A 13,348-nucleotide genomic window follows, 5' to 3' on the forward strand; every position below is an offset into this window, starting at 1 on the left:
AAATAGTGGAAGGGGTTGCCAGTATCACAACGGCGGCCCTTTCCTGTAATATGAATAATTATAGAAGCATTTTGTGAAGAGATTATGGTATGAACCTGTTTAGAATAAGATCTGCTAAATATATAAAAAATGTGAGGTAAAGGAGTTGCTGAAATGGTTGAAATAGAAGTACAAAAAGCTCGCCAGGGAGATTGTATTTGGCTTCGTTGTGTTGCAGAGAAAAGTGTAAATGTTGTGATAGATGCGGGACCTTCGACATTTGCAGCAGGTTTCAAAAATTTAATAGATAAAATAACAGGAAATAAAGAAAGAATAGATTTGTTGGTTTTTTCACATATAGATGATGACCATATAAGAGGATGTATTCGATATCTGCAAGATGAAGATGAAAAAATTATTGATAAAGTTTGGATAAATGGAGTTGGCACAAGCGTATATTCTAATATGCAAGAACATTCTGCAAATAATGTGTCTGATTTAGTTTCTTTAATTGAAGAAAAAGGAATCTCGATAGAGTATCCGGTTTTTGAGGGGAAGGAATATAACTTTTGTGGGGGAGTGATTAGAGTAATTGGTCCAACAGAGAAAGAGGTTTTAAATGTAGCAAAAAAAATAGAGAAAAGGAATAAAATGCAAGAACATGCATCAGATTTGTTTTTAGGCAATATTGATGAAGCTGTAGATGAATATAAGTCTGATACGTCAGAAACAAATAGAGCATCAATTATAATTTGTGTGGAATTTGAAAATAAAAAATTGTTATTTTCAGGAGATAGTACATCTGAAAATATACTACGAGCCATAAATAAATATTATGCTTGCGATGAGTTTGAAATAGTGAAATTGCCTCATCATGGAAGCCCAAGGAATATATCGAGAGAATTAATAAAGCAAATAAAATCAGAGAGATTTATCATTTCAACTAATAAGAGGGTTGATAAGGTTACGCTTCGACGTTTTTTGGAAGAAAAAGAAAATACGGAATTTTTGCTTAACTATGACTGGTGGTCTAATGGGTATTTTACAAATGATGATAGGAAAAAATATATTGATACTAATAAAATAGTAATGAGATACATAGGGGAAGAGAAAATAAGAGTGTAATGGGAAATCATGTTGAAGATTTAAATAAATATGCTGTTAGGATAAAAGAAGGACAGAGGGTTTTAGGCAGTGGAGTATTATGGAAGCCGAAATCATGTGAACAGAATCACATATATGTATTCACAGCAGCGCACGTTATAAAAAATCACGAAAATATAGAAGTTGAGTTTTGGCACTATGAAAATGTAGTGAAGTTGTCAGTTGAAAAGAACATGATTGCGATATCAAAAACATATCGCCATGAAGGAGACTTCGAAGATGTTGGAATTATTGCATTGGACTATACTTATGATAATTTTCCGAGCTATAGATTTGCCACATTTCAAAGTGGGGCAAAAAATATTTGTCAGAATAAAAAGTTGATTATGATAGGATTTCCAAAAGAGGGGCATATAGAGCAATCTTATGCCTTATCTATAGACACAATGGAGTTTGAGTATGTTGGTGTTGATAATGAACTATCAACATTGAAATATAGGATTTTGTCTAGTAGCATTGATGCATCAAATAGAAATTCAGAGGTTGAGGGATTTTCGGGTGCAGGTGTTTTTTGTAATTTGGATTCAGAATATGTTTTGGTTGGAATACATAAGGGGGCTATAGGGAGCAATGCAGAACGGGGAAATTTGTTAGGAACAACATCAGATTTTGTTAGAAAGATGTGCTGTGAAAATCAGTACGATGTTCCCGCCGTGATAAATGAAATAAATGGAAATCTCTCAGATCAACGTGAATATTTTCGAGAAGAAATACTAGTAGATTTAGAACTGGAAGATATGGAAAAAGTGTCTTTGCTGCTTGATGAAGTGATTGGACAAGATATGACAGAGGCTGTTAATGGGAGTTTTTATAACTTCTGTGAGGAATGTCATTATAGAACAAATTATCATCAATGTAATTATTTTAGAGGTTTTTTATTAGTTTTAGCTGTTTTTTTGAAAGTAGTGAATGAAAATGTAGATTTGACAATGCCCCAAGTTAATGAGCCGAAAGAGACACCAATATATTTTGTGTGTAGCGAAGGATTAGGAAAAAGTACACATGCGAAGTTAAAATTAAATCATTTTGTTTATGCGTTGAAATCACAAAGAGAATTAGCACATAGATTAGAGAATGATTGTATTATCATATGGGGATCAGAACAATCACCAAGAGATAATCAAAAGAAGTGTACATATTCCGAATACAAAAATGTGTTAAGAGACATTACCCGTGTGCAAGGGAACACTTTGGATATAACAAGCATTTTTAAAGATCCTAAACCAAAAGCAATTATACATATTGATGAAATAATTTGTATGCTTCGAGAAGGAGATATACAACAGTTACAGGAAAAGTTCGCTGAATATATTGGAGAATTGGAAAAATGAGAGATTATAATTATATTGATGATGTAGAAGTATTAAAAGACAATATTTTAGACGAAGATTGTAAAATTATATACATGAAACAAAAAGCAGAAGATTATTTTATCCATATTATATGCTGCCAATTTACTGACGTAGAATCATTAAAAATGAACTGGAAAGAACTAGTAAATAATGTATCAGAAGTAGTTCAAAAAAGGCTTAATGATCTAATTGAAATTTATAATGTATATATTGTATTCTTCCAACCACAAGTGGAAGATTCCGTAGTATATAATATTGAACAAAATAAATATTCTTCTAGAAAGATTGTTTTGCGAAAAGAAATGCCAGATGATAAAACAAAATTAGAACAAATTATAAGTTCCAAATTATTTGATTTAAAAATTGAAAAAGAGAATAGTGAACAGTGTTGTTTTACTGATAGCATGGATTTTATAACATCTTTTAATGATGAAAATTGTGAAAAAGAACTGGAAAAATATATCGAAGAATGTGCTTGGGAGGCAATGAATGAAAAAAATTAGTAAAATCACTTTGGAAAACTTCAGGGCTTTCTCAGGAAAAAGAGAAATAAATTTTAATAATCCTGATGATAAGCCAGTAGACTTTGTTTGCATATATGGGAAAAATGGATTTGGAAAAACTTCTTTATTTGATGGATTTGAGTGGTTCTTTACTGGTGAAATCCATCTATTGGAAAAGGAGTTGCAAAGTAATGTTTCAAGATATGCTGGAAATGTTTTGAAAAATAGATATGCTTCTAATGATGAAAGCGCAGGAATTAATGTAGAATTTTCAGATGGAAAACAAGGACGGCGAACGGTAGTAAAGAGAAGTGACTCTATAAATGATTATGGTAAAGGTATGCCAAGCGGCGAGTATAAGGATATGGTGAATAAGAAACAAATTTTACCTCATAGCAAAATAGATAGTTTTGTCTATGCCAGTAAGCCAACACAAATGTATGAGGAATGGGGTAATTTTTGGGATCCGGATAACAGTCAACGGAAACTTTTTAAGACTATTTATAGTGTTTATAAAACGATTGGTAATGCAAACGAAGATTGTGGTGATAAATTACGTAAATTATTGGCAGAATTAACAGTTTTGGAAATAGAATCAAAAGTAGCAGAATTTAATAAGGCAGTGTCAGAATATAACAAAATGGTCATACCTGGAATTGGAAAGCTGGAACCGTTACAATACTGTAAAAATGGAAAAATAGATATTCAGAATCTTTTATCAGGAGAAAAATTAGTAGAGCCTTTAAAAAAACTTGTATCAGATTGTAGTTATTTGAGGGTTCAGTGTGAGTTCTTGGAAAATTATTTTAAAGAGTATAAGGAGATTGAACAACATCAAGAGGAACTTTTTTATAAGAGAAAAAGATGGGAAGCAATAATAATAAAGTGTAAAGAAAAAAAAGAATTTTTGGAAAAAAAGAAAATTCTACTTTCAAAAATGAATAAGATTAGAAAAAATCGGGACAGCATAGCAAATGTATTTGATGAACGGTGGTTTGTAGAATATCAAAAATATTTAGAAACACAAACAAAATATACACAAACAAATATAGATATACAAAATAATGATTTGCAACGACAGAATATTTGCAAAAACATTGAAGCTCTTGAGGAAAGTCGAAAATCATATTCTTTAAAATTAAATAATTTATCAGATAATTACATTGAATGGACAGCACAAATACAGGAGTTAGAACTACAGGAAAAGTCTATTTTAAGTGAAAATAAGCGAAATAAGATTATTGAAAAAAAAGACGAAGTTGAGAAAAAAATATATGCATATGAAAAGGAACTACAGTATTTGGTAAAGGCATCTGAGGGAGATTATGAAAAATTTGTAAAATCTTTAGAGAAAGATGAATTATTGCAGTTTGATTGGATAATACAGTTTTATGAAAGAATTAGAAAATTTAAGGATATATTGGCAGATTGCAGAAAAAAGGAAAAGGAAATAAAATCTCATTATGAAAAAATAAAAGAAGACAATGATAATTTAGATGAATTATTAACATTAGCGAAAAAGGAAATTTACAAAGAAAAAACACATACGTGCCCGGTATGTAAGAGTCCATTTTCTAATATGCAGGAACTGATTGATAAATTAGATTTATCCGTTCAACAGGAAATATTATCATCAACAAAAGAACAGTGGGATATCAATAAAAAAATGCTAAAGAAGGTTGAGGAGGATTACGAGAACGAGTGCAGTAATATAAGAGAAAATCTAGAAAACATGATATATATAAATCAACAGTATATTATAGATTGTAAAAATAAGGTTGCAGAATATAAAGGAGAGATGGAAGACAATGAAAAACATCTTCAGGAAATAAAAGATAAAAAAGAAAAAATAAAATTGAAGGTTAGTGAGAGTACAGGCGTAGAAATTATTGAAGTGTCTAAACTATATGTTAAAGAAGCTTATGATAAAAAGACAATTGATTTAAAAACGAAAATAGAAGAATATAGTAGAAAGGCTGATGAAAAGCAAAGAGATATAGATAAACTTAATATAAGGATTGAAGCAGATAAGAAACAATTAGAAGAATTAGAAAAAATTAAGAGCAATTTTTATGAAGACAAAGATAATCAAGAAAAATTGAGGGTTTTAGAACAAAGACAATTGTTTTCACATGATGATTATTTGGCATTGATAAATGAATATGACTGTGAACTAGAGAAGAATTTATTAGAAATTGAAGAAACAGAAAAGTTACTTCAATTGTATAGAATATATAGCGATAAAAATATCGAGAGATATTCATTACTCTTGAATGATTTGGAAAAAACTCCAGATAAATGGGTGGATACTTATAAAAAGTATAAAAATAATGTGTTCAAGAGGAAAAGCATATCATTCAAAACTATCGCTAAGTACAAGAAAAATCTTGAATGTAAGGAGGATTTAGCACAGAAAAAAATAGAAGTTTTAAATAAATGCCTAAGTGATTTAGCAATAAAAGAATATGTAAAAAAATACAATCGGTTAGAAGAAGAAAGAACAAAATTACAGATGGAAAAGGAATTTGGCGAATGTAAATTACAAATTGCAAAACAAATTTTTCTGTCTGCACAAAAACAACTGGAAGAACATATAAAAAAGATATTTGGTGGAATTACGATTAGTCATATATATGAAAAGATAGAGCCACATAAACGATTTAGGCGATTGCAATATCAAATTGAGTTTAGTGATGACGGGAAACCGGAATTATATGTTAAGGTTCTAAATGACGAAGAAGATGGAGTAGTACCTGAACTGTTTTTTAGCTCAGCTCAACTTAATACAGTTGCACTAAGTGTGTTTTTGGGCGGTGCACTTTCTTCACATAATCCTGAAGTTAAAACTATTTTTATTGATGATCCTATTGGACATTTTGACGATTTAAATGTCTTATCATTTATCGATGTTATTAGAACTATAATAAGTGAAACAGACTGGCAGATAATTATTTCAACTCATGAGGAAAATTTTTATGAAATTATGAAAGTTAAATTAAATCCCAAATACTATAATTCTAAATTTTTAGTTTTTAAAGATGAAGGTATAGTTGTGGAAGATGAAGTGCTGTAAGTGGAGGGGGATGTTAAAAAGGTGAAAAAAATATATAAAATGAAGGTATCGTGATATATTACATGAATAAAATTTAGGATAGGTTCGATAGAGAAAGGATAAAGCGGTTTCTTTTGCAGGTTAATTCCGCCTTCCGGGAATCTAAATCACACCCTCAACACATGTGGAGACGGTATGTTTATTGTCCAAACTTCACGAGGCGAAGCATCATGTGAATGTGAGACTGGATATGGACGAATTGGATTTGACATCTGCGGAGAGTAAAGCTACCTATGAGGAAATTAAGGAGTATGTCTTTGAACATACCGGCTTGAAGGTCAGTCACCTCTATATAGCCCAGGTCAAACAAAAATACGGTATTATCGAGCGTGAGAACTATAACAAACCAAAGTCTGAAAATGTCAGACAGCCGAAATGCCCACCAGAAAAGGAATCGGCTATCATAGATGCGTTGAGATATTTTGGAATGATATAAACTATTGTTGTTTTTGTGCTTTTCTATACAAATTTATTGTTTTTCTGTATAATTAATTGAAACACAAACAAAAGATTATCACGATAAGTATACTTGCTTTTCAAAATTTACAGATAGAAAGAAGGAGAAGAATGTCTTTTGAAGCGAAAGATTATCCTATTAGTGACATTCTAAATAAAGTTGTTTTTGATATTCCTCGAAATCAGCGCAGATATGTTTGGAAAAAATCCAGTTGGCAAGATCTTTTTGAAGATGTATTGTTTTCAATAACAGAAGAGAAGCCTCATTTTATTGGAAGTATCGTTTTGAAAAAGGGTTCCAAAAAAGATGGACTATCTTATTATACAATTATTGACGGTCAGCAAAGACTAACAACTATTACGTTGTTTCTGGTTGCAATTATGAAACACTTTCATGAAAATGATATGATGGATGATTTTTGGGGAACAGTTTCGTATCTTCAGTCAAAGGATAATCGAAATCAAGATATGGTTATTCTTAATTCAGAATTTCATACGTCAATTAGTCATATCATTGCTGGTATGATTAATATCAAAGATCCTAAAATGTCAATTACTGCTTTTGTTGATACACATATTCTGTCTAAATCAAGAGATAAGAATATTGGTGATGCTATAAAATTTTTCTACTTTTCTATTAAGGAAGATTTAGAATTAGTAAAAGATAGTCAAGAGAGACTTAGAGATATACGAGCAACACTTTTAGATATGACGGCTGTTAAAATAGAATCATCATCTGAGGAAGATTCGTACACTATTTTTGAGATATTAAACGCTAGAGGACAGGATTTGGCATCACATGAGTTGTTAAAAAATTATATTATGCGATATATTCAACCTGTTGAACTACGTGACGAGGCAAAAACGAAATGGGAGGATATGGAAAGAGTCCTTGGATCATCCATTGATAAGTTTGTACGGCACTATGCAATTCATCGTTATGGAGACATACGAGATAAATATAATTCACCATACCAAGCTATTCAAAAAAACAGTCGTGGGAAACAAGTTGCGGATTTGTATAATGATATTAAGTTAAAATCAGAATACTATGAAAAGCTAATACATCCAAGCAATGGAAGGGAAGGAAATTGTAGTTCCACTGAACTTGAGATTTTTGACTTTTTTAGAGTGAAAAGATTTGAACAATTTAGACCGATCCTACTTAGCTTAATGCATCAAAAAGAAAAGGAAATTCTTGATGCAAAGAAATATGAGCTTACTCTAAAATATATTTATAATTTTTTTGTGTGTTATACAATTATTGGAGAAGAAAAATCCAATAAATTAGAAGATGTGGTGTTTAAGTATTCAAAGCTCCTTGAAGAGAATTATTCTGATGAGGTATTACAGGAATTTTCCACTGACCTAAAAGGAAAATTACCGGGCTATGAGTGGTTTTTAAATGCTTTTAAAAATATTGGTTGGTCTAAACATTTTGGTCTTTATACAGGAGATAAAAACAAAAAACGTGTTCAAGTGGTTCTTGAAGTGATTGAAAAGTTTGTCTCTCAAAGAAATGAAGTCTCTGAGTTTTCTATAGAGCATATGCTTCCGGATGCTGAAGATATAAAAAATTCTCAGATAGGTAATTTAATTCCTCTAGAAGAGAAATTAAATGGAAATCTCGGCAAGAAACCGTTAAGCGAAAAATGGGATGTATATGAAAAATCTACATTTTTTTCTTGTCGGGGTGTTGTAAAACAGTATAAAAGTAAAAGTTTTGATCCGCAAAAGAGGACAGAATTCTTAGCTAAACTTATATTTAATAATGTTTTGGAATTAAATCAGTTTGATTTTTCAAAGGATTAATAACGATGTATCACGTTTGTTAACTAAGCGTTCAGCTGCCTTGAAATTGATATGAACAGGGGCACGATCAGCTGGATTCGGAGAAAAATCGAATACAGGAGACCAGCTATGAAAAGTCAAGCTTAAATTAGCTAGAAATTAATAAATCCTTTTCGTGGTAAAAATGGGTAACCTTAATAAGGCTCCCTGGTGGGCGCTTTTAAACAAATCTATCTCTTTGTCAAAGTGTCCATGCGAGTTCACTTTGAGAAGATGAGCCAGATGAGTCATAGCATAGAAGCAATAGTTTCCGGTGTTGGTGCGTCCTTGAGAAGCGCATAGACAGATTTTTGATGCAGACCTGATTTGAAGAAATACTGCAATTCAGGGAATATCTCATCCACATAAGAAGTCAGCTGAATCTTTAAGTGACGGGGGGGCGGACAAAAATGTGGAGGACGCATCTACGCTTGATACATTTTCACTTGAGATGTTTGAGAACATCGCTTATGTGATGGCAAAGCATGCAGATGCCAATATTCCGGATACGCCAGAAGAATGGTTAGATGGATTTAATACGTTCTCAATCTATCAGGTTCTTCCACAGCTCATTGAGCTCTGGGGGTTAAACGTTCAGACGGATGTAAGTGCTAAAAAAACTTCGTCCAACAGATCGCTCGATGACAACACCTTTATTTTTGCTTCGTTGCGTACAGATGGGGATTAGTATCCGAGACCTGGATTTGCTTACCATTGGCCTCGTGAATGATATGTATGCTGAAAACAGCAACGATGATTATAAAGGATATATGGAAGTGGCGACTCAGGAGGACTTCGACAAATTTTAATGAACTGGTAGCTTTTGGAGTATGAACAATTTGTAAAATACTGATTTTGTATTGCTTTTGTCCGGACAAATGGATGTAATAGAGTTAGAAAAAATTCGAAAGGGGTGTTTACTATGGCAACAAAATCAGCAAATTTATACGCACGCATTGAGCCCGATGTAAAAGAACAGGCAGAAGGAATCTTAGCAGCATTAGGAATTCCTGCATCCAATGCAATAAATATGTTTTACAAACAAATTATTCTTCAAAGAGGACTTCCTTTTGAAGTGAAAATGCCATCCGCTCGTCCTGTAGACGTTAGTGCATTATCAGAAGCACAGGTGAATGCAGAACTAGAGAAAGGATATGCGGATATGCAGGCTGGTCATACTAGAGCAGCAAAATCTGTTTTTGCTGATATCCGCAAGGATTACAATTTATGATTTATGATATCGTGATTTCAGATCAGGCCGAGATAGACCATCGTGGAATCTTCGAATACATTGCTTTTGAACTGTAGGCACCAGAAAATGCAAGTGGTCAGTTTGATAGGCTTGAAGCATGTATTATGGATCTTGATCATATGCCGAAGAGATATCGACAATATGAATTGAAACCATGGAAAAGTCGAGGGCTACGTGTAGCGCCAGTAGACAATTATCTTGTTCTATATATTCCGGATGATGATACACAAGTGGTTACGATTATCCGTGTTATGTACGGTGGACGAGATGTGAATACGCAATTAAACAGATTTACAAAAACAAAATAATTTGAAAGCATTAATCAGAAATGGTTGGTGCTTTTTTCATGCCTGGAGAAATCTGCGCTTTTTTTATGCCAATTTTTACGGAAAGAGCAGAGCAGGCAAACACAGCTCTTGCAAATGGCGATATTTCTCAGGAACAGTATGACGCACTTCAAAGAGAAATCATTGAGACAGAGCAGGATTTAAAGAAATTAGAAACACAGGCAAATCAGTCAGCTACAGCCATGCAGAAGATTGCAGCTACTGGTGAGAAGCTTAAGACTACAGGAGATAATATTTCGAGTGCCGGTCAGAAGCTCCTACCGGTGACTGCAGCAGTTACTGGTATGGGAGCTGCTTCTCTTAAAACGGCAGCGGATTTTGAAAGTTCGATGTCCCAGGTACAGGCGACAATGGGTATCACGAAAGACTCCATGTCTACCGTTGATGGCCAAAGCGTCAATACGATGATGACGATTGTTCCTAAAATTTCCGGAGCAATTACAGCAGTAAAAAAGATGCTTTGCGATAATTCTGAACTGGAAGCCAAGCGTGATGCCCTGCAGGAAGAAATCGCTGTGACGGTGATATTCAAAGACGGCACTGAAATGAAAGCAGAATAAGGTATGAAGCAGATACGACACTCGGGATTTATGTCCTGGGTGTTTTTGCTATGTGTACAAAGTGCAAATTTCGAGATGAGTAGATTGAAGTGAAAGCAAAGATGTGTTATAATATTATCCGATTAGTGTTATTTTACAAATTTCAGATGAGGTGATACGAATGCTGAAAAATAATATAGAAGTAGATGTAAAAATCAAGTGTATAGAAGCTGGAAAAACACAGGCACAGCTGGGAGAGATGATTGGTTCAACAGGACAATATGTAAATCGTATCATCAAAAAGGGCGATGGCGTTATTAATAAAACTTTTGTAGAGATGCTGGATGCTCTCGGTTATGATATTCAGCTCACATATGTAAAAAAGGAGGAGGCATAATCAATGGCATATGAGTCACCATTAACGATAGCAGAAGTCGTGAAGGATATTTGTGCTAATAAATATGTTCTCCCGTCAATTCAAAGAGAATTTGTATGGAGTACCGCACAAATTGAGAGACTTTTTGACAGTGTAATGCAAGACTATTGTTTTATCTTTTGGAGATACAAACGATGAGAGAATTGAAGAAGCAGTACTCTGATATTAATTCAAGAATGCCTCGGCATTCTTGCTGCGAGGTGCGCGTCATGCAATTGCATGACATACTTCTACTGCGCACCTCTGCAATCCTGCCGGAGGCTATATCAGCTGGGGGATTGACTCCCCCACTGATACAAGCTTGTTTCTCACCACCTATAGAGGTGGGAGTCATCTCCCAGCTGATATATATAGTTAATAAAGAGAGGTGCATATGCTATGCCAGGTATACTCGTGGTTGAAGATGATGAAAATTTAAATCGTGGAATTACATTTTCACTGAAAAAATCCGGATATGAGGTTTTTTCAGCAGAATCAGTGAAAAAAGCGAAAAGAATTGCAAGTGATAATAATGTGGATGTTACCATTTGTGATGTGAATCTTCCGGATGGGAATGGACTGGAATTTGTAAGGTGGATGAGATGCAATTATAATACATACATTATTTGTCTTACAGCACTAGATCAGGAGATGGATCAGGTCATGGGATATGAAGCAGGGGCAGATGATTATATTACAAAGCCGTTTAGTCTTTCGGTACTTCTTTTGAAAATAGAAGCACATTTCCGCCGAAGACAGGAGAAAACGGAAGCCGGAAAGATGATTTCGGGAGATATCGTATTTATCGCAGGAGAAATGAAAGTCCTGATAAAGAGTCGTGAAATCAGTCTGACAAAAACGGAGTTGAAAATGCTGACTTTTTTTCTTCAGAATCCGAAACAGATTCTTTCAAAAACACAAATATTGGAAAATGTGTTTGATCTGGAAGGGGATTTTGTGGATGAAAATACAATCGCTGTCAATATCAGAAGACTCCGTGAGAAAATCGAAGACAATCCGGCTGCACCGGTCTATATAAAGAATATCAGAGGTCTTGGGTATATATGGAATCAGGAGGTAAGGCAGTGACAAAGAGATATCGCAAGAAAATTACAGTAGTGCTCTCCTTGGTATTACCTGTCATAGTATTGTTTGCAATATTAAATTGCTTTACCACGTATGTGTTTTATGAAGATTATAAATATAAAATGAATCTTATGACAGAGATTGCTGCAAAGGAAAAATTTTCCGGGCTGGATGCTGTTTCGGAATTGCTTAAGGATAAGGATATTGAAACCAACGAACAGGGAAGGCGATTATTGGAGCAATATGGATACTGGGGGAATAAAGGGAATGCATTTTATTCGCAATTCCGGCATCAGGTTATGGTGACCGGTGCTGTAAGCACTGTGATATGCGTGCTTCTTTTGATTATTTTATTTTATTGGAAGAAGACAGAAGATGCGTGTCATCAGAAAATATTAGACCAGTTGGAAGAAATTCTGATCAGATTCCGTGAAAATAAATTTGATGATTTACTGAAAACGGAAAATCATGCAGAACTGGAAAAATTGAATGACCAGCTTGAAGCAATCGGACATCATATTCAGTTGATAAAGGAAGAAGCAAGGGCAGAAAAGGAGAACACGAAAGAAATGGTTTCTGATATTTCTCACCAGTTAAAAACACCGGTTGCAGCTTTGGATACATGTTTTAGTGTGCTGATGCAGAATGACTTAAGTGCCACAGAACAGGAGGAGTTTCGTATCCGTTGTCGGAGTGCTCTGGATGGACTGGAGACATTATTGCAGTCGCTTCTTGAAATATCCAAGATGGAAACTGGACTGATTCAGATTAATAAGAAAAAACTTCCGCTTATGGATACTGTCATATCTGCTGTGAACCGCACTTATCCTAAAGCGGATGAGAAAGAAATTGAATTCGTTTTTGACTATGAAAAAGAGCTGGAAACATGCACGATTATGCAGGATAAAAGGTGGCTTGGTGAAGCTGTGATCAACGTTCTGGATAATGCGGTCAAGTACAGTCCGTGTGGTTCAAAAATATTTATCCGGTTACAAAAAAGAAACGATCTTGTAAGAATGGAAATTGAGGATCAGGGAATTGGTATTCCGCAGAATGAGTATCACAAAATTTTTCAACGATTTTACAGAGGAAGTTCCAAGGAGGTCATGGAAAAGAGTGGTACAGGAATCGGACTTTTTCTATCGAGAGAAATTATCGAAAAACACGCAGGTACGATTACGGTAACCTCCGGCAAAAAGAAAAAAGGAAGCATGTTTGTGATTCAATTACCATATGTTGGTTAAATTTTAAGTGAGCAGAAATCTTACAATTCTGTAAGACTTCTGCTCGTTTTTTGAAAGTGAAATGAAAGA

General features: G+C 33.9%; 12 protein-coding genes and 2 pseudogenes. All 14 read left to right on the forward strand.

From position 1 onward, the window contains the following. Positions 1 to 153: 153 nt before the first annotated feature. Positions 154 to 1,104: a hypothetical protein gene (locus DWZ45_RS01030; protein ID WP_118467144.1), complete on the forward strand. Its 951-nt coding sequence runs from the start codon at positions 154 to 156 to the stop codon at positions 1,102 to 1,104. Continuing rightward, a complete protein-coding gene (locus DWZ45_RS01035; RefSeq protein ID WP_117498609.1) occupies positions 1,104 to 2,474 on the forward strand; it encodes an ABC-three component system protein in 1,371 nt (456 codons plus the stop codon). Before DWZ45_RS01030 ends, DWZ45_RS01035 begins: the two co-directional genes overlap by 1 nt. After that, a complete protein-coding gene (locus tag DWZ45_RS01040) occupies positions 2,471 to 2,998 on the forward strand; it encodes an ABC-three component system middle component 1 (RefSeq protein ID WP_117498611.1) in 528 nt (175 codons plus the stop codon). Before DWZ45_RS01035 ends, DWZ45_RS01040 begins: the two co-directional genes overlap by 4 nt. Then, the gene (locus tag DWZ45_RS01045) at positions 2,985 to 6,071 is read left to right on the forward strand and encodes an AAA family ATPase (RefSeq protein WP_117498613.1); all 3,087 of its coding nucleotides are present in this window, start codon (positions 2,985 to 2,987) and stop codon (positions 6,069 to 6,071) included. Before DWZ45_RS01040 ends, DWZ45_RS01045 begins: the two co-directional genes overlap by 14 nt. Positions 6,072 to 6,300: 229 nt before the next feature. Next, the gene (locus DWZ45_RS01050; RefSeq protein ID WP_227589610.1) at positions 6,301 to 6,546 is read left to right on the forward strand and encodes a 23S rRNA methyltransferase; all 246 of its coding nucleotides are present in this window, start codon (positions 6,301 to 6,303) and stop codon (positions 6,544 to 6,546) included. A 131-nt stretch (positions 6,547 to 6,677) separates the two neighbouring features. Next, entirely contained in the window at positions 6,678 to 8,378 is a 1,701-nt protein-coding gene (locus DWZ45_RS01055; protein WP_118467148.1) for a DUF262 domain-containing protein, read from the forward strand. Positions 8,379 to 8,811: 433 nt separating this feature from the next. Beyond that, positions 8,812 to 9,084, forward strand: a pseudogene (locus tag DWZ45_RS01065) (hypothetical protein); the annotation flags it as partial. A gap of 234 nt (positions 9,085 to 9,318) precedes the next feature. Continuing rightward, a complete protein-coding gene (locus tag DWZ45_RS01070; protein WP_118467149.1) occupies positions 9,319 to 9,627 on the forward strand; it encodes a type II toxin-antitoxin system RelB/DinJ family antitoxin in 309 nt (102 codons plus the stop codon). A 101-nt stretch (positions 9,628 to 9,728) separates the two neighbouring features. Then, a pseudogene (locus DWZ45_RS01075) lies at positions 9,729 to 9,956 on the forward strand (type II toxin-antitoxin system RelE/ParE family toxin); the annotation flags it as partial. Between the two features lie 38 nt (positions 9,957 to 9,994). Then, positions 9,995 to 10,555 carry a hypothetical protein gene (locus tag DWZ45_RS01080; RefSeq protein ID WP_333491419.1) on the forward strand — a complete coding sequence of 187 codons (561 nt, stop codon included), beginning with the start codon at positions 9,995 to 9,997 and terminating at the stop codon, positions 10,553 to 10,555. Positions 10,556 to 10,715: 160 nt separating this feature from the next. Then, a complete protein-coding gene (locus tag DWZ45_RS01085; RefSeq protein ID WP_055166464.1) occupies positions 10,716 to 10,931 on the forward strand; it encodes a helix-turn-helix transcriptional regulator in 216 nt (71 codons plus the stop codon). Between the two features lie 3 nt (positions 10,932 to 10,934). Continuing rightward, entirely contained in the window at positions 10,935 to 11,108 is a 174-nt protein-coding gene (locus DWZ45_RS01090; RefSeq protein ID WP_227589609.1) for a DUF262 domain-containing protein, read from the forward strand. Positions 11,109 to 11,348: 240 nt separating this feature from the next. Then, the gene (locus DWZ45_RS01095; RefSeq protein ID WP_008120506.1) at positions 11,349 to 12,038 is read left to right on the forward strand and encodes a response regulator transcription factor; all 690 of its coding nucleotides are present in this window, start codon (positions 11,349 to 11,351) and stop codon (positions 12,036 to 12,038) included. After that, the gene (locus DWZ45_RS01100; protein WP_118467151.1) at positions 12,014 to 13,279 is read left to right on the forward strand and encodes a HAMP domain-containing sensor histidine kinase; all 1,266 of its coding nucleotides are present in this window, start codon (positions 12,014 to 12,016) and stop codon (positions 13,277 to 13,279) included. The genes DWZ45_RS01095 and DWZ45_RS01100 overlap by 25 nt, the downstream gene beginning before the upstream one ends. Positions 13,280 to 13,348: the final 69 nt, after the last annotated feature.

This window comes from Clostridium sp. AF32-7AC, from assembly GCF_003477925.1.
Classification (GTDB): domain Bacteria; phylum Bacillota; class Clostridia; order Lachnospirales; family Lachnospiraceae; genus Otoolea; species Otoolea fessa.